This window comes from Pasteurellaceae bacterium RH1A, from assembly GCA_012221805.1.
In the GTDB taxonomy this organism is placed as follows: Bacteria; Pseudomonadota; Gammaproteobacteria; order Enterobacterales; family Pasteurellaceae; genus RH1A.
In genome coordinates, this window is sequence record CP015195.1 from 2,195,177 (window position 1) to 2,212,733 (window position 17,557).

19 protein-coding genes and 1 pseudogene are annotated in these 17,557 nt (G+C 49.1%); 2 read left to right on the forward strand and 18 right to left on the reverse strand.

Annotated elements, in window-relative coordinates; genetic code table 11:
• Nucleotides 1–30: 30 nt before the first annotated feature.
• A complete protein-coding gene (locus tag A4G20_10385) occupies nt 31–495 on the forward strand; it encodes a hypothetical protein (protein QIW16707.1) in 465 nt (154 codons plus the stop codon).
• Here A4G20_10385 and A4G20_10390 read toward each other — a convergent pair.
• The 12 genes from A4G20_10390 to A4G20_10445 form a co-directional block, all read right to left on the reverse strand.
• Nucleotides 492–1,160, reverse strand: a complete 669-nt coding sequence (locus A4G20_10390; GenBank protein QIW16708.1) for a phosphoglycolate phosphatase — start codon at nt 1,158–1,160, stop codon at nt 492–494. The genes A4G20_10385 and A4G20_10390 overlap by 4 nt on opposite strands.
• A 276-nt stretch (nt 1,161–1,436) precedes the next feature.
• Complete coding sequence (locus tag A4G20_10395; GenBank protein ID QIW16709.1) at nt 1,437–2,444, reverse strand: tRNA pseudouridine(13) synthase TruD; 1,008 nt, start codon at nt 2,442–2,444, stop codon at nt 1,437–1,439.
• Nucleotides 2,441–2,998, reverse strand: coding sequence for a DNA-3-methyladenine glycosidase (locus A4G20_10400; GenBank protein QIW16710.1), 558 nt, complete (start codon nt 2,996–2,998; stop codon nt 2,441–2,443). The genes A4G20_10395 and A4G20_10400 overlap by 4 nt, the downstream gene beginning before the upstream one ends.
• A 69-nt stretch (nt 2,999–3,067) precedes the next feature.
• Nucleotides 3,068–4,312 carry a hypothetical protein gene (locus A4G20_10405; GenBank protein ID QIW16711.1) on the reverse strand — a complete coding sequence of 415 codons (1,245 nt, stop codon included), beginning with the start codon at nt 4,310–4,312 and terminating at the stop codon, nt 3,068–3,070.
• Between the two features lie 22 nt (nt 4,313–4,334).
• On the reverse strand, nt 4,335–4,799 hold the full coding sequence (locus tag A4G20_10410) for a hypothetical protein (GenBank protein QIW16712.1): 465 nt from the start codon (nt 4,797–4,799) through the stop codon (nt 4,335–4,337).
• A 10-nt stretch (nt 4,800–4,809) separates the two neighbouring features.
• On the reverse strand, nt 4,810–5,394 hold the full coding sequence (locus A4G20_10415) for a hypothetical protein (protein QIW16713.1): 585 nt from the start codon (nt 5,392–5,394) through the stop codon (nt 4,810–4,812).
• Nucleotides 5,391–6,158, reverse strand: a complete 768-nt coding sequence (locus A4G20_10420) for a 5'/3'-nucleotidase SurE (GenBank protein QIW16714.1) — start codon at nt 6,156–6,158, stop codon at nt 5,391–5,393. Before A4G20_10420 ends, A4G20_10415 begins: the two co-directional genes overlap by 4 nt.
• Nucleotides 6,159–6,267: 109 nt before the next feature.
• Entirely contained in the window at nt 6,268–7,056 is a 789-nt protein-coding gene (locus A4G20_10425; protein ID QIW16715.1) for a prolipoprotein diacylglyceryl transferase, read from the reverse strand.
• A 6-nt stretch (nt 7,057–7,062) separates the two neighbouring features.
• Nucleotides 7,063–7,857, reverse strand: a complete 795-nt coding sequence (locus A4G20_10430) for a hypothetical protein (protein ID QIW16716.1) — start codon at nt 7,855–7,857, stop codon at nt 7,063–7,065.
• 1 nt (nt 7,858) lies between these two features.
• On the reverse strand, nt 7,859–8,455 hold the full coding sequence (locus A4G20_10435; protein ID QIW16717.1) for an RNA pyrophosphohydrolase: 597 nt from the start codon (nt 8,453–8,455) through the stop codon (nt 7,859–7,861).
• A gap of 77 nt (nt 8,456–8,532) precedes the next feature.
• Nucleotides 8,533–8,922 (reverse strand): hypothetical protein, encoded by a 390-nt coding sequence (locus A4G20_10440; GenBank protein QIW16718.1) that lies wholly within the window; start codon nt 8,920–8,922, stop codon nt 8,533–8,535.
• A gap of 3 nt (nt 8,923–8,925) precedes the next feature.
• On the reverse strand, nt 8,926–9,543 hold the full coding sequence (locus tag A4G20_10445) for a MarC family transcriptional regulator (GenBank protein QIW16719.1): 618 nt from the start codon (nt 9,541–9,543) through the stop codon (nt 8,926–8,928).
• Nucleotides 9,544–9,652: 109 nt separating this feature from the next.
• Between A4G20_10445 and A4G20_10450 the strand changes: the two are divergent.
• Nucleotides 9,653–11,562: pseudogene (locus tag A4G20_10450) on the forward strand (ABC transporter ATP-binding protein).
• A 138-nt stretch (nt 11,563–11,700) separates the two neighbouring features.
• Here the strand turns inward: A4G20_10450 and A4G20_10455 are convergent.
• From A4G20_10455 to A4G20_10480, 6 genes are all read right to left on the reverse strand, one after another.
• Nucleotides 11,701–12,888, reverse strand: coding sequence for a Bcr/CflA family drug resistance efflux transporter (locus A4G20_10455; protein QIW16720.1), 1,188 nt, complete (start codon nt 12,886–12,888; stop codon nt 11,701–11,703).
• 344 nt (nt 12,889–13,232) lie between these two features.
• Nucleotides 13,233–14,450 carry a hypothetical protein gene (locus A4G20_10460; protein ID QIW16721.1) on the reverse strand — a complete coding sequence of 406 codons (1,218 nt, stop codon included), beginning with the start codon at nt 14,448–14,450 and terminating at the stop codon, nt 13,233–13,235.
• Between the two features lie 33 nt (nt 14,451–14,483).
• Nucleotides 14,484–15,374, reverse strand: coding sequence for a hypothetical protein (locus A4G20_10465; GenBank protein ID QIW16722.1), 891 nt, complete (start codon nt 15,372–15,374; stop codon nt 14,484–14,486).
• A gap of 108 nt (nt 15,375–15,482) precedes the next feature.
• Complete coding sequence (locus tag A4G20_10470) at nt 15,483–16,169, reverse strand: 16S rRNA pseudouridine(516) synthase (protein QIW16723.1); 687 nt, start codon at nt 16,167–16,169, stop codon at nt 15,483–15,485.
• Entirely contained in the window at nt 16,156–16,875 is a 720-nt protein-coding gene (locus A4G20_10475) for a bifunctional 3-demethylubiquinol 3-O-methyltransferase/2-polyprenyl-6-hydroxyphenol methylase (GenBank protein ID QIW16724.1), read from the reverse strand. Before A4G20_10475 ends, A4G20_10470 begins: the two co-directional genes overlap by 14 nt.
• Complete coding sequence (locus tag A4G20_10480; protein QIW16725.1) at nt 16,876–17,520, reverse strand: hypothetical protein; 645 nt, start codon at nt 17,518–17,520, stop codon at nt 16,876–16,878. It lies immediately after the preceding gene.
• Nucleotides 17,521–17,557: the final 37 nt, after the last annotated feature.

Here is a 17,557-nt window from a genome sequence, read left to right on the forward strand (position 1 = left end):
TTTGTTAAGACTAATACTAAGGAGTGAAAAATGAACCGTCAAATCTTACGTAATCTACATAAAACAGGCGCAATGGCCTCCCTCTTGTTAATCGGCACTTTCTGGGCAAGCAGCCTTATCAGTGAACTTGCTCTATCAAAAGAAGCGGTGATTGCTGTGAAAAATGCCATTTGTTACGGCTTATTTGCCTTGATTTTCGCCATGGCGGTGACGGGCATAACAGGCATGAAAATGGGGGCCAAGGCCAAGCATCCTTCTATTGTGGCCAAGAAAAAGCGGATGCCACTGGTGGCCGCCAATGGCCTCTTTATCTTGCTGCCTTGTGCCTTTTATTTGTGCCACAAGGCGAATTTGGGGGAATTTGATGGCCTCTTTTATGCTATCCAGGCCCTGGAATTGCTGGCAGGGGGCCTTAATTTCGTCTTATTGGCCTTATCGGTGAAAGATGGTTTAGCTATTAAGAAGAAATCCCCCTTGGCGGGGGAAAGAGCTTAGCAAATCTCCAAAAGCTGGGCGAAGTCCTCAAACACATAGTCGGGCTTGGACTGGGCAATCGGGATATTGTAGTTATAGCCGTAGGTTAGGCCCACACTTTTGCAGCCTGCGGCCTGGGCGGCCAGAATGTCGTTTTTGGAATCGCCCACAAAGAGGATTTCATGCGGGTAGAGGCCAAATTTGCCGCATAAATAATAGAGCGGGCCTGGGTGGGGCTTGATGGCAGGCAGGGATTGGCCGCCTAGGGTTTCGCTAAAGAGCTCTTCAATCCCAAAGGCTTTGAGTACGGGTTGAACGTGTTTCGTGGGTTTGTTGGTGACCACGGCCAAGATATAGCCCTTGGTCTTGAGCTGCTCCAAGGTGGCTTTGACATTGGGGTAGAGCTGGCTTTTGGTGCAGACATTTTCTCCGTAAAAATGGCCAAAGCGGCGCTTGATCTGGGCCAGTTCTTCTGCTGAAAACTCGCTGGCACGGCCTGTCCATTCAAGGCCTCGGGTGAAAAGCACATCTGCCCCGTTGCCGATCCAGGTCAGCACCAAGTCTTCAGAGGCCTGGGGCAGGCCCACTTCCGCAAAGGCAGAGTTAAGGGAAAGAGCCAGATCGGGCAGGCTGTTTACCAGGGTGCCGTCTAGGTCAAAGCCGATGAGTTTGTAGGGGGTGGTCATGTTTTCTCCTTATCAATTTAATGCTGATTATGATCCCCCTCTTTAGCAAAGAGGGGTTAGGGGAGATTTGGCAGTATCTTTTTTGCTCATTAATGATGAGTCAATATGTAATACGGATCCACTTCTAAGAGTCTTATTCATTACCTCACTTCCGTTTTCACTTCTGCCAAATCTCCCCCTGCCCCTCTTTGCTAAAGAGGGGAGTAGATCTCAAAGTTGTTCACTTTCTTATTTCTTCGCTAACAAGCGGTTAAAATTTATAGATTTCTTACAAATTTATTCCGCATTTTCAATCAACTCCCGCACCAGCCCCGTGGCATAGGATCCTGCTTCTAAAAAGAAGGACAAGCGCAAGCCGCCTGGCTCAAACTGCCAGAGGAAATCCTGGGGCTTGGCCAGCATGGGGCGGCGGGCGGCCTTCATGCGTTCTTGTGCCATGAGTTTGAGCAAGGCTTGGTGTTGGTTGATGATATCTTTTTCCTGCGGGTTGGCAGGCAGGTCGGCCGAGTTTTCGCCAATGAGTGGAGCGGTAAGCAAGACATCGCCTTCCGTCAGGCGTTGGTTGAGGGCTTCCAGTTCTGCCTCTTGGGCCACAAAAAAGCTGTTAGAGCCGGCCAGTTGCAGGGCATCATTTGCAAGAACTTGGTCAATTTGCCCCGCTTGTAGGCGGGCAGATACCACCAGATTGAATACCTCACTGCGGGCGGCGGACAGGTAGAAGCTGCGTTTTTTGCGATCCTTGACCTTGATTTCGCCTGCGGCCCAGCGCAGGGCTTGAGTCAGGTTATGGCCATCTCGGCCGAAGCGTTGTTCGGTGAAATAGTTGGGGAAACCTGTGGTTTTGAGCCTTGCTAATCGTCTTTCTAGGTCGTCCGTTTTTTCCACCTCTCGCAAGAGCAGCTCAAAATGGTTGCCGGCTAGGCTGCCCACTCGGATCTTGCGGTTGTGGCGGGTCACCTCTAGCACCTCCACGCCCTCTAATACAAAGTCAGAAAAATCTGGTGTATCCTGGCCAGGCAGGTGGAGGCAGAACCATTGTTCGGTGATGGCATGGCGATCCTTAAGGCCGGCATAGCTCATATTTTTGGCTGAAATGCCAGCAAAGTCGGCCAGTTTCTCGCCTACAAAGAGGGTATTGGCATTGGTTTTGCGGATCTTGACCGCCACAAATTCCCCCTGGCCTGAAAGGGGATAGCCCAATTCTTCTTTAACAATAAAATCAGCAAACTCGGCCTTGAGCAGGCCTTTTTGGCTAGGCGAGCCGTTTAAATAGGCTAGGTTCATTCTTTTCCCTTACAAAAGCAGTCGTTGAGATGATCATCTACCAGGCCCATAGACTGCATAAAGGCATAGCAGGTGGTTGGCCCCACAAAGGAAAAACCCTGTTTTTTCAAGGCCTTGGAAAGGGCTTCTGAAGCCTGGGTTTGGGCAGGAACAGCCGCCAAATGAGGCACGTCGTTGATTTGGGGCTGATGATTAACAAAGCCCCAAACGAACTGGCTGAAATCTTGGCCGGCAGCCTGCATGGCCAGATAGGCCTTGGCATTGGTGATGATGGCCTGGAGCTTTTTGCGGTGGCGAATCAGGCCTGGGTTTTCCATGAGCTTATCCAGATCAACCTCAGTCATGCCAGCAATTTTTTCAGGATCAAACTGGAAGAAGGCCGCTCGGTAGGCTTCCCGCTTTTTAAGGACGGTAATCCAAGACAGGCCAGCCTGCTGACCCTCTAGGCAGATCTTTTCAAAGAGCTTGATGGGATTGTATTCAGGCCTGCCCCATTCTTGATCGTGGTAGGCTTGATAAAGTGGGTCGGTGCCGCACCAAGTGCAACGGTTCATGCAAAAACTCCATAAAAATCAACCGCTTGTTAGCCAACAAGCGGTCGGGTTTGGCTAATTTCTTGCAAACTAGCGTTTCGGCAGGTAGCGGCTTGGATCAACCGACTTGCCCTTGTAACGAATTTCAAAGTGGAGCTTGGTGCTATTGGTACCCGTGCTGCCCATGGTGGCGATGCGTTGGCCCGCCTTAACCTGATCTTGCTCGTCCACCTTGATGGAGTCGTTGTGGGCGTAGGCACTCAAGAAATCATCATTGTGTTTAATGATAATCAGGTTGCCATAACCCCGCAGGGCATCGCCTGCATAAACCACACGGCCTGCGGCGGCGGCCCGTACATCCTGGCCCTTGGTGCCTGCAATGTCGATGCCCTTATTGCCACCTTCGGCTGCGGAGAAGCCTGAAATCACACGGCCGGCTGTTGGCCACTGCCATTTGATAGAGGAGGCTGGGGCATAAGTAGCCGATGAGCTGGCTTTAACGCCGCCTGATGCCGTGCCTGCACTAGCCTTAATGCCGCCACTGGTGCCTGCTGTGGCCACTACGCCGCCGCTAACTGGCACGCTGGCGCCTTGAACAGGCGGGTTGGTGCCCACGCCTGCCTTAATTGGGCCTTGGACATCGCCTTCAGAGGAATAAACCGTGCCATTCGGGCCTGGAGCGTAGGTCACTTTAGGCTCAACCTGAACTTGAACCTGCTTGGTCACCTTCTCTTCAACTTCGACTTCCTCGTATTCAGGGCCGTTAGAGAGTTTGATTTTCTGCCCAACTGCTAGCTGGAAAGGCTCGCTCATGTTATTGAGACGGGCGATTTCATTGACATCCTTGCCTGAAATGTAGCCAATAAGGTACATGGTGTCGCCCTTACGCACGGTATAGGTTTGGCCATTGTAGAAGCCCTTGTTGATTTGGCCATAGACAGGTTTGTTATTGGCATCCCGTGGGATTTCAAAATCCTGCGGGGTGGTCTTTTTAGGCACTCGCTTTTTAACCTTGACCGTTTCGGTCACGGTTTTGGTTTCCGTGCGTGGCGGCTGGGCAGCTGGGAAGGTCGGCTGAGGTGTGGCCACAGGTTGTGGCACATTCATAACCGGCTGCGGGGTGCTATAGGTTGGCATGGGCTGCGGGTTATAGCTTGGCACAGGGGCAGGTTGGGCGCTGCTTTGCCAGCCTGTTGAAACGCTTTCACCCACTGGCTGCATAATGCCTGGGCTGAGGTCTGAGTTATTAGCATTGACCACTGGCGCAGGATTATTGGAGCTACAAGCCGTTAGCACCAAGGCGCTTAAGGGGAGCAGTAAAAAGGATTTTTTCATGCGTTTGCTTTCCATACCCCGTTTATTGCAGTCTTAAGACTTGGCCGACTTTTAAAGGTGCTGTGGTGGCCAGGCCGTTGAGGCGGGCCACTTCGTCTGCACCCTTGCCTGAAATAAAGCCAACCAGATACATGGTGTCGCCACGTTGTACGGTGTAGCTGCTGCCTGTATAGGCGCCCTTGGTCATTTGGCTATAAATTGGCTTGCCTGCGCTGTCACGAGGAATAGCAAAGTCACCGCTGCTGACCGCTGTTGGCTGGTAGGCTGTCGGCGCTGGCTGGCTGTAGGTTGGGGCCGGAGGCGGGGTGTAGGTTGGCTGCGGGTAGCTGGTCATGGTGCTTGGCATTTCAACTGATTGAACCTCGGTTTGCAGATCGTAAGCGCTTGATGTTGCCACCGTGCTTTCGGTTTCGCCCGCAGGGGTTGATGAGATACAAGCATTTAAGGCCAAGGCCGCTAAAGGAAGAAGGAAAAAGGATTTTTTCATGGTGAGCCTCTTATTTCATAAGTTGATAGATAAGGTAGGCCAGCACGGCTAAGATAACCGTTGCCCAGCCAAGACGTTCAATTGATTGACGAATACGGGCTTCATACTTCTTGCCGCCCCAGGCAGAGAGCTTGGCAACCAAATAGAAGCGTAAAAAACGGGAGATTGCTGCCGTAACCACAAAGGGCGCAAAGGCCATCTGCATCACACCCGCACAAATGGTAAAGACCTTATAGGGAATGGGCGAGAAGCCAGCTAAAAAGACCACGGCCACGCCCCATTCTTCAAACCACATTTTGGCCCTGTCAAAGCTGGCCTGATAGCCCCAGTTGGCAATGATGCTTTCCACCCAATCAAAGGCCCAAAGGCCGATAAAATAACCAATCACCCCACCGGCCACCGAGGCCAGCGTGGTGTAAATAGCATAACGAGTGGCTAATTCCGGCTTGGACATGGACATAGGAATGAGCATCACATCGGGCGGAATGGGGAAGAAAATGGCCTCAATAAAGCTAACAAAACTCAGCCAGGCCGAAGCAAATTTATGCTTAGACCAGTCCATTACCTTGTCATAAATGGTGCCGAAGAGCTTCATAGGAGCTGCTCACTTAATTGCTGCAAGGACTGATGGGCCGTCATATCCGCCTGAATAGGCGTGATAGACACATAGTTGTGGTTGATGGCATGGAAATCAGTGCCTTGGCCATCGTCCACAGCTTGGCCGTTTACCCCGATCCAAAAAATATTGGCCCCACGAGGGTCTTGGGCTTTGACAATTTCTGCCGCTGGCGAACGGTGGCCCAGGCGGGTCACCTGCATACCAGCTACTTGCTCATAAGGCAGGTTAGGCACGTTGATGTTGAGGATCTGACGGGCTGGCAGGAGGTTTTGTTCAATTTTGGCCAAAACATCTAAGGTCACTTGGGCAGCAGTGGCAAAATGGCTTTCAGTCGAAAGCAGGCGAGAGCCTTTACGTTCCACCAAGGACACGGCAATTGAAGGCAGACGCAGATGGCGGCCTTCCAGGGCCGCAGCCACCGTGCCAGAATAGACCACATCATCACCCAAATTGGCTCCATGGTTGATGCCTGAAATAACCAGGTCAAAGGGCTGGTCAAAATAGCCGTTAAGGGCCAAATGGACACAGTCGGCCGGCGTGCCGGCAATAACGGCAAAGTTTTCATCATCAAAGCCATGCACCCGTAGCGGATCGGTCAAGGTCAGGCAGCTGGAAGCCGCACTGCGGTTGCGATCGGGGGCAAAGACCACCACCTTGTGGCCGGCCTCTCTTAGGGTTTTGGTTAAAATTTGAATGCCGAGGGCATGAAAGCCATCGTCATTGCTGACTAAGATATTCATGGGTTGTTTCATCTCATTGATGGCGCAAGCGTCCTCGCTTGTGCCAAGGTTGTTTTAGGCACCAGCCTGGAGGCTGGCGCCAGCTTAATTTTGCAAATTTCTTGCGATTTTAAACCGCTTGTTTCTTCCGATAAGCCCAAGCCATAATGGCCGTGCCACCTAAAATCATTGGCAGGCAGAGCAGCTGGCCACGGGTCAGGATATTGAGGAAGAGCTCCACATCTGGCTCCCGCACATATTCAATCAGGAAGCGGAAGACGCCGTAGCCGATTAAAAAGAGGCCGGCCACCGATCCTGTTGGGCGGGGCTTCTGTACAAAGATATTCAGAATAATAAAGAGTGCCAAGCCCTCCAAGGCCGCCTCGTAAAGCTGGGACGGATGGCGGGGGAGGTTGTCCACATGGGGGAAGATCATGGCCCATGGCACGTTGGTCACATTGCCCCAAAGTTCGCCGTTGATAAAGTTGCCAATTCGCCCCAGGCCCAGGCCGAAAGGAATCAGCGGAGCAACAAAGTCAGCTGTCTGCCAGAAACTTTTACGCTGGCGGTAGGAGGTCCAAAGCATGGCCACAATCACCCCAATCAGGCCGCCATGGAAGGACATGCCTCCCTCCCAGATACGGAAGAGGTAGAGCGGGTCGGCTAAAACCTTGTCCAAGTTATAGAAGAAGACATCGCCAATTCGTCCGCCCAGCACCACGCCAAAAAAGCCGTTGTAGAGCAGTTGATCGACCTGTTCTGTTGTCCATAGGCCGTTTGAGGCCTTGGCTCGTTTGACACCCAGCCAATAGGCAAAACCGAAGCCCAAGAGGTACATAAGGCCATACCAACGCAGGGCGATAGGCCCAATTTGGAAGACAATCGGGTCAATTTGGGGGAAGATAAAATATTCTTGCATAATTCTCTATTTTAAAAACATATTGATTGCCACACACATTAAGAAGGCGGCAAAGACTTTTTTCAGGGTCGGCACTGGCAGGGAGTTGGCTGCATTCGCCCCCAGTTTGGAGGTGAAAAAGGAACTCGTGGTAATGGCTACCAGGGCAGGCAGATAAATATAGCCCAAGGAATACTCAGGCAAATTGGGGTTGCCCCAGCCGCTATACATATAGCTCAAGGCACCACCCAGGCCTAACAGACAACCTGCTAGCGAAGAAGTGCCAATGGCTCGCTTCATTTCAATCCCACGGCTGTTTAAAAAAGGCACGGTAAAGGCCCCGCCGCCGATGCCAGCAAAGCTAGACAGCATACCAATCACGCCCCCGCCAATGATCATAGACTGCGTGGTTCGAGGTTTAGTTTCCTTCTGGGCCGTTTTTATGGACATAAACATCTTGGCCGAGAGGTAGAACATCATCACCGCAAAGATCTTGGTGAGGTAGGTGTCGGGCAGATCGCTGGCAAAGAGCCCCGTGATAAAGACCATAATCACCAAACTCGGCACAAAGGTTTTGACCACCGACCATTCCACATTGCCGTGCTTGTTGTGGCGTTGGGTGGCCGAAAAAGTGGTAATCACAATGGTGGCAAAGGAGGTGCCCAGGGCCAGTGGCATAATGATCTCGTGTTTAATGCCCAAGAGCGGCAGTAAATAGACCAGGGCCGGCACAATGACCGTGCCGCCGCCCACGCCAAACAGGCCGGCCAAGAAGCCAGCCACCAGGCCGATGGGTAAACAATAAAGGATAATTTCTAACATACTATTTCCTGATTTCTTTGGTGTAAGGCCGATAGGGCTTGCGGTAGTCCCGCTTGTTGTCGGGCCGATTTGCAGAAAATTCGCTTTTTTGGCCCGCTTGTTGGGACGGTTTGCGGGCTTCATTAATCAGCACCTGGGCAAATTCCTTCATAACCTTGCGATAAACATCCCGCTTAAAAGAAACCACCTGTCGCACTGGGTACCAAAAACTGACCCAGCGCCAGCCGTCAAATTCAGGAGACTTGGTCGCTTTTAAGTTAATTTGGCTTTCCTCGCCCAAAAATTGCAGGAGGAACCAACGCTGCTTTTGCCCGATACAAACCGGGTTTTGGCCGCTGTCTGCCCGCACCAAACGCTTGGGGAGCTTGTATTTCAGCCAATATTTAGACGCCCACAGCAATCGCACCTCTTTTTTGCTCAAACCGACTTCTTCATAAAGCTCACGGTACATCGCTTGTTCGATGTTTTCCCCCTCGTTAATACCCCCTTGCGGGAACTGCCAGGAGTTTTGACCAAACCGCTTCGCCCACAGAACCTGTCCGTTTTTATTGCAGATAACGATGCCTACATTGGGGCGGTATCCATCAGAATCGATCAATTCGACCGCCTTATTTATTTCCATTCAAAATGGTGGGGATTGTTTCACAAATTAGCCCATTCAGCAATGCTTGATCGCTAATTTGCGAAATTTAGTTGAATGCGCTTCTCAATCTGTTTGAGGCCCTGGAGACGAGTGGAGGAAAGCTGTTGGAGGAGCTGAAATTCCGTGAGCAGGGGCTCAACTTGGTAAGTAGCCAGCTGGGCAGGTGTGTGGGCGGCTAGATCTGCCAAAAGAAGAAACAGCAGGCCCTGCATGAGCCGGGCATCGCTATAGGCCTGAAGCTGGGCAGGATGGTCAGCTAGCTTGAACCAGAGGCGGCTTTCGCAGCCCTGGATTTCTTGGAAGGAGGTCAGTTCTTCTTGGCTGGGCTTGGGCAGCTTGCGGCTTAATTGAATGAGCAAGCGGTAGCGATCTTCCCAAAACTTGCAAAGGGAAAAGGCCTGGCGGATGTTCTCAATCTCCATGGCCTAGCTGACCTGCACGAAGAAGTCCCGAATGCCCACCAACATATTGTTGATGGCAACCGCTGCCAAGATGAGGCCCATAACCCGGCTGATAATGGCTGCTCCAGCATTGCCGATATAGTGCTGGATTTTATTGGCCACCAACAAGAGGATGTAGGTAATGAGCAAGACGGCCATCATAATAGCGCCCGTGAGCATTTGATCACCAAAACTAAAGCGGTGGTTGTCGGTTAAAAGCACCACGGCCATCATGGCCCCTGGCGAGGCAATAGAAGGCACGGCCAGCGGGTAAACAGCCAGTTCGCTGATGTTGCTGCTCATACGGATTTCTTGTTCAGGCTTGCTTTCGCCGAAAATCATGGTTAAGGCAAAAAGGAGCAGCACCAAACCGCCTGCGGCCTGGAAGGCAGAAAGCGGGATTTGCATGGCCTCTAGCAAGGCCTGTCCTGCCACCAAGAAAAAGAGTAGAATACCCGCTGAAATCAAAATGGCGTTGAGGGCAATTTTGCGGCGATCTTCTATTGGCAAGCCAATGGTTTTGGCCAAATAGACAGGCACGGATCCGATGGGGTCGATAACCGCCCAAAGGACCACAAACTGGACGACCAATGAATCAAACATAGCGGCTCCTTGACATGCAATGCGGGTGGGAATGAATTTTCTAGAAATTGCCTACTATTTTGCATAAAATTCAACAAATTACCAAGAATTTTTACGATTTATCTCAATAATGATCTATTTTAACGACTTAACCCTCAAAAGAGGGCAAAATATCCTGCTTGAACAGGCCAATGCAGTTATTCACACCGGCCAAAAAGTTGGCCTGGTGGGCAAGAATGGCTGTGGCAAGTCCAGCCTTTTCGCCCTGCTCAAATATGAACTTTCCCCGAAGGCGGCGAGGCGACCTACCCACAAAACTGGTCTATCGCCTGGGTAAACCAAGAAACGCCCACTTTGGATATGTCTGCCCTAGACTATGTCCTGCAAGGCGACCGTGAATACACCGCCCTTTCCGCCCAACTGGAAGCGGCCAACGAGGCCAACGATGGCAACCTGATTGCCAGCCTGCACGCAAAACTGGACACCATTGATGCCTGGACCATTCAGGCCCGAGCTGCCACGCTCTTAAACGGTTTGGGCTTTGATAATGAAGAACTGGCCCTACCGGTTAAATCCTTTTCAGGCGGCTGGCGGATGCGGCTTAACCTGGCCCAGGCCCTGCTTTGTCGCTCGGATTTACTGTTATTAGATGAACCGACCAACCACTTGGACTTGGATGCAGTTATCTGGCTAGAAGGCTGGCTGAGCCAGTACCGAGGCACGCTTTTGCTTATTTCTCACGACCGGGATTTTTTAGATCCGATTATCGACCGAGTTATCCACATCGAGCAGCAGAAACTCCAAGACTACACCGGCAACTACACGGCCTTTGAGATCCAACGAGCTACCAAGATCGCCCAGCAAAATGCCGCCTTCCAGCAACAGCAACGCAAGGTGGCCCATTTGCAGAGCTTTATCGACCGCTTCAAGGCCAAGGCCACCAAGGCCAAGCAGGCTCAAAGCCGAATTAAGGCCCTGGAGAAGATGGAGCTAATTGCCCCAGCCTATGTGGACAGCCCCTTTTCCTTTGAATTTCGCCCGCCCCTCTCCCTGCCCTCGCCCCTGCTTTCGATGGACAAGGTCAGCACTGGCTACGGGGAGAAAACCATCCTAGGCTCGATTAAGCTTAATCTGGTGCCTGGTTCCCGGATTGGTTTATTGGGTCGCAATGGGGCAGGTAAATCGACCCTCATTAAACTCTTGGCAGGCGAATTGGCCGCTCAAAATGGTACGATCCAACTAGCCAAAGGGGTACAACTGGGCTACTTCGCCCAGCACCAGTTGGATACCCTCCGAGCCGATGAAAGCCCTCTTTGGCATTTAAGCCGCCTGGCCCCTGAAAAGACCGAGCAAGATCTGCGTAACTATTTGGGCGGTTTTGACTTCCGAGGCGACAAGGTCAAGGAAGCGGTTAAGTCGTTCTCAGGCGGGGAAAAGGCCCGCTTGGTGCTGGCCCTGATTGTTTGGCAGCGGCCTAATCTCTTACTCCTGGACGAACCGACCAACCATTTAGATCTGGATATGCGTCAGGCCCTGACTGAAGCCCTGGTCGATTATGAAGGATCGCTGGTGGTGGTTTCGCACGACCGCCATCTTCTGCGTAATACCGTCAATGAATTTTACCTGGTACATGATGGCCGTGTGGAAGAATTTAGTGGCGATTTGGAGGATTATGAAAAGTGGCTCAAGGAGCAAAACGCCCTAGATAATCTTGCAAAAAAAGACCAAAACCCAACCGCTTGCAGCCCTGAAAACTCGGCTGCCAACCGTAAGGAACAGAAACGCCAAGAGGCCGAGCTTCGCCAACAAGCGGCACCCATTAAGAAGAAACTTGCAAAACTAGAAAAGGACTTGGAGAAGCTGACCGCTGAACTGGGGCAGTTAGAAGACGCCCTGGCCCAAGCTGAAATCTATGAGGCCGAAAACAAGGCTCAATTAACCGCAACGCTCTCTAAACAAGTTGAAGTGAAAAAAGCGCTTGAGGAGGTGGAAATGGACTGGCTGGCGGCGCAAGAGGAGTTGGAGGCTCTGTTAATGTAGGGTGCGGTTCACCGCACCACTGACCTTGCGAGGGGTTAATGGTGCGATAAATCGCACCCTACAAGGTCTCACAAGCGGTCAATTAGACCTGATTTTTTGCAAATTTTCGCCCAAATTTGACCGCTGTTTAAAGTAAAATCAGGCTTCTTTCTTACAAGACAAGAAATAATAAACCGCCACGCCGCTGATAATACAGGCGGCCATGGCAAAAAGCATCGGGCGTTCGCTGGTGGCGGGAACTAAGGACAGGCCAAAACCGATGAGGGAGCCAACGCCAAAACGGGCTGTGCCGGCAACGGCGTTGGCTGTGCCTGCCATTTGCGGGTAATGATCTAAGATGGCGGCGCTGGCATTACTGCCGATGGTGGAACTCATGCCCACAAAAACCGACACGCCAATGGCCATTGGCCATAAGCCCAGCCCGAAGATGGCACACAGGGCCAACCAAATGCCAGCCGTTAATTGCAGGCCCAAGCCGATACGCAGCATTTTTTCGGAGCCAATTCTCACCACATAACGGCCGTTGATCATGGTCATGACGATCATCACGATAATATTGAGCCCGAAGAAATAGCCGAAATGTTCCTGCGACACCCCGTACATGCCGATATAGACAACCGATCCCGAGGTTAAAAAGCAGAACATACCTGCAAAGGAGAGGCCGCCGAGCAAAACATAGCCCAAGGTTGGCTTGTGGGATAGGACGCTGGCAAAGTTTTTGATAACCTTGCCAAAGTTAATCGGCGCCTTGTTTTCTGCCTTGAGGGTTTCAGGGATCCTAAAGGCCACCAAGAGCATACAAAGCAGGCCCATGGCAACCAAGACATAGAAAATCGAATGCCAGTGGAAGTGCTTGGCCAAGTAGCCGCCCATAATCGGCGCAACCAGCGGGGCGACCATGGTGACAATCATGATCATGGACATCATTTGGGCGAACTGGTTACGCTCAAACATATCCCGCACTAAGGCCCCCATCACCACGGCAGGTGCCGCACCACACAAGCCCTGCAAGAGGCGAGCCAAGTAGAAGGATTGAATATCGTTGGTTTGGGTTAAAAAATAGGAAGCAATGGTGGAGCCTAAGAGGCCAAGCAAGATAATCGGTTTACGCCCAAAACTATCGGCAATCGGCCCCCAAAAGAGCTGACCTGCGGCAAAACCTGCGGTAAAAATCGCCAGTGTGGCTTGGACATTTTCTTGGGAAGTTTGGAGATCGTTGGCAATATCAAGGAAGGAGGGCAGATACATATCAATGGCCAAGGGCGGCAACATAGATAGCATCCCCAAAATCATAATAAAGCAGGGATGAACGGTAATTTTTTGCATGTTATTTCTCAGTTTTATCAGGCAATAAGAAAAAACGCCTGGTTGTTTACACAGGCGTTTTGGTAATTTATAATCCTTTTTGTGCTACTGGTGGCTTTGAACTACTGGCATAGCACAAGGCCAAATCATCCTTAGTAGCACTAAGGGGGCTTGCAATGAAGTTTTGGATTTTCTTCCTACTTCTTACCGCTACGGTAGCGTTGATTGAGATCTTTACCACTCTCACCATCATCAATCGCATACTAGGTATGTAAGCGGCAACCGCTAGAGGGAAGTCGGCAGCTTCCCTCTACTCCTCCAATATAAGCATTTTTTGTGCAAAAATCAAGCCTAACGATCTATCTTTATGCCTGATGAACTATCATATCATCTAATTTCACTAGCTCTTTAGCTAAAGGCATAAGAGTATTCCAAATTTCTTCTGCTAATATTCCATTTGGAATTTTTGCCCAAGTTTGATTATTCCAATTTTTCAAATCATCATCAAATCGTTCCCAATATAACCACCATCCATCTAGATTTAAAGCCTTGCTATATTTTTCTGGTAATTTTTCTAAGTGCTGTTTTACCTTATAAACAGTGTCAGGAATATTTTGGGGATCTTCTAAAAAAGAAATCCCCCAGAAGGCATTCCTTAAACCACTTTGTTCAAACTGCATTTTTAAAGAAAATTTATGATCAGGAGAAATAAATTCAATAGGTGAAAACCATTGCCGATTAAAATCGCTTTCTGTTCTTATCTCCCATGAGTTAACATGTCTAAATATTTCTTTAGATTTTTGGGTTAAATCATTGATTAATTTTTCCAATAACTTCTGATAAATAGATTGTTGAGCAGAAATAATATCAAGAGAAAGTCTAACATAATTAGAATTTGCTGTGATTTCATTAGCTAAAATATGATTACTTTCCGTCATTTCTAAAATCTCCGATTGAATAAATTTCTTAAATTGTCTAACAAACAAACTAACTTCTGTCGCCTGAATAGATACGCTATCTAACCACTGGCTAATAAAAGTTGCAGAAATTGCTTTGACTTGGTTTTGTTTTTCAGCCTCTTGCCACTCTACTAAACTAATTGACTTTTCACTTGGTAACTTGCCATTCGGAGTTAAGTAAAGTAAACAGTAATTTGAGCAATCTTGGGCTAATTCAGCTAAATAATCCTTAACTTGTGTTATTTGGTCATCTGCCCAGCGTAATTTGTTTTCTATTGATAAAGACCAGACTATTTTATTATCTTTTTTAGCTCGAATAAAAATATCATGTCTTCGGTTGGAATAGAGTCTTTTTTCTGCCTTAATATAAATTTGGTCATAGTTTATGAAATTTTCTAATCCCAGCCTCCTTAAAAAGGATTGCAGGAAAGCATCTTTTTGACCATGATTTTCTTTAGGATCTAACAAAAATCTAAGCAAGGAAGACAGCCCGACCTCACTGGTAGATAAAAATTGAAAATATGTAAATTGGTTTGCTTCAGCAAGATTCTTTTCTGTTTGTTCTTGCTCTAATTTTTGAACTGTTTGATATAATTCATTTAAAGCAACTAAATAGTTTTGCATACTACCTCCATCTTTTCCTTCTAACTAAGGGATTTAATTTGTACATACAAATAGATACACTCTGTTATGTTTAGCTTCAAGATTGATATCAACAGCCATCACGATGGTCGCCTCTTCATTACTTATGTTGAATAATGTTTCTTGTGCCTTAGCCATACTTTCCAATGTAAATGACTCCGTGCCAGAGATAAATAATAAGCTGCTTTCCATTTGCTCAAAGGTTTTTGAGTTTATTGAGCGGATTTCATCAATCACAGCTTGAGTAGCCTGCTCAGATTCTCCCTCGGCATAGCCAAAGAAAATCTGGTAACCTTTTGAAAAAACTTCTTTAAAATCAAAAAAGCTTAATGCAATGAAATCGCTATTAAGCAGGCTATCCATCAATCCCATTGCTGCGTGGCTAATATGCTGATTTACTGTTTCAAAACTCTTCGTCATTGAAAGCGTTTTAGCCTGTTGTGTAAGCAGATCCTGATTAGAAATGGTTAGTGTGCTAGCACCTAATTCGGTTAATTTACCTAAAGTCTGTTTAGCAAGAGATATCCTTTTTTGCCCCTCAAATATAAAGGGGCTGATGGCAATCACGAGCGTAACAGCACCAAAACCTTGGGCGATTTCTGTTATGGCCAGGGTAGTAGCCGAACCGAATTGCCCACCCATTCCAGCGAGTAAAATGACCAAATCCGCATCATTAACGGCTTCTACTAATTGTCCTTCATCTTTCTCTGACAGATTAAGTTTGACTGGAGCGAGGCTAGATTTAAGCAAGGTTTCATCGTTATCAATTGCGATAAATTCCACTTGTTGAGTCAGTAAATGCTTGCTAGTGAGGAGGTGATTGAGAAGATTACCGCCACAACCGCCTAGGCCGATGACCTTAATTTTAATTGAGGTAGAAAGGTGTTCAAAAGCTGGTTCAAACATAAAATGTCTCCATAGGCAAATTTGGACAGGTTGTAAGTTCTTACGAAGTTTAAATAAAATTGCGACAAAAAATGTCGCAATAAAATTAAAATATAGTGAGATGTTATTTTAGGCGATTTCTTCAGCAGTTAAGGTTCTAAACTCCCCCTCAGCCAAATCTTCATCCAGTACAATCTCCCCAATTCGCCAGCGGTGTAGGGCGACAACCTTGTTACCAAGGGCGGCAAACATACGTTTAACCTGGTGGTAACGACCCTCGCTGATGGTGAGATTGACATTATAGTCGTCTAGCACCTCCATCTGAGCAGGCAGGCAAGGGGTTTTCTCGCCCCTTAGCAAAATCCCCTTGGCCAGTTCTTCTGCGTAAAAATCCTCTACTGGATCGGCCAGGGTCACCAAATAGGTCTTTTCGCAGTGGTGTTTTGGGGAGGTAATGCGGTGAGACCACTTGCCATCATCGGTTAAGAGCACCAGGCCTGTTGTGTCCACATCCAGTCGCCCTGCACAGTGCAATTTGGTCGTTAAGGGATAATCGAAAAACTGAAAGACGGTTGGGTAGTCGCCATCATCATGGGAGCAGATATAGCCCTGGGGCTTGTTGAGCATAAAATATTGCCCTTCCGCAACCCACTCAATCGGCTCATCTTCATAGCAGATCAGATCACTTTGGCTAACTTTAGCCGATCCACTCTTTTCAATATGGCCATTGACCGTCACCAGGCCCGAACGCAGGGCCTTGGTGGCCTGGGAGCGGGTGAGGCCGGTATTTTCTGCAATAAATTTATCTAAACGCACCGCTTGCCTCGCTGTTTTTGAAGGTGGCAATGTAGTTACAACTCACATCCTTGTTGAGCCAGAAGTTCTCAGTCAGGGGGTTGAAGTGGTAGCCCACCATATCCACACAGGTGAGGCTGGCTTCATCGCCAAAGGCCAGGAGTTCGGCAGGTTTGATGAACTTATCAAACTCGTGCGTGCCTTTGGGCAGGAGCTTGAGCACATATTCCGCTCCCACAATCACCAAGGCATAGGCCTTGAGGGTGCGATTGATGGTGGAGCAAAATAAGATACCATCAGGCTTGAGCAGCTTTTGGCAGGCCGTCACCACCGACTGGGGTGAAGGGACGTGTTCCAGCATTTCCATACAAGTCACCACGTCAAACTGGCCGGCATGTAGCTCGGCAAAGTCCTCAATGGTGGTCTGGTGGTAGTCGATGGTGAGATTATTTTGCTGGGCATGCTGACGGGCCACTTCAAGGGGCTGTGCCGACATATCAATGCCAGTCACATCTGCCCCCTGCTTGGCCATGGCCTCGCTTAAAATACCGCCACCACAACCTACATCCAGCACCTTCTTGCCAAAGAGGCCATTGGCCCTTTGCAGGACATAATTGAGGCGGTGGGGGTTGAGCAGGTGGATGGGCTTAAAATCGCCCTCTGGATCCCACCAGCTCTTGGCCATACGAGCAAATTTATCTAGCTCATGTTGATCGATATTTTGCATTTACTGCTTCTTCGCCCAGTCTAAGAAACGTTTTTGGGTGGCCTTATCCGCCTGTTGGAACCAGTATTGGAGCTGTTGTTCAGCAATGTTTTCGCCCTGAACCATCACCTTGCCCTTGGCAGCCTTGCCTGCACTGGCCATCGGCATAGCAGCTGGCATGGCCTGTTGGCTAAAGCCTGCAACGGCAGCCACGCCTGAACCGGCGTTATATTGGGCTAGGTTGGCTTCTACATTAACATTTGGCAAGAAGCCCTCGCCTTTTAAATAGTCAAGTTTATGATCTAACACCTTGCCTGAAGCGGTTTGTAATTTCAAGCTTGGGCTTTGCTTGAAGCGGTTTACATCGGCACTATTACGTAGATTTGGGGCAATCACTTGGATGTTTTCTGAACTGCCCTTAAAGCTCACCACAATCGGGTCGGATTCAAAATAAGAGCCGTCAGAGCCTGAGTCAATAATGCTGGCCACTTCCACCACGACTTGGTGGGTATTGCTATCACTGACCTGCAAGGCCACGCCTTTTTTGACCTTTTGGCCATCAAGGGCTAGGAAGGTCACGTTAGATGAACCTGTGAGAGAACCAGCAAGCACGGCGCTGCTGGCAACAAGGGTGGCGACAGCGGTGGCTAAACGAATCAATTTCATAAAAACTCCTATTAAGGTGAGAGAAAAATCTTGTCTA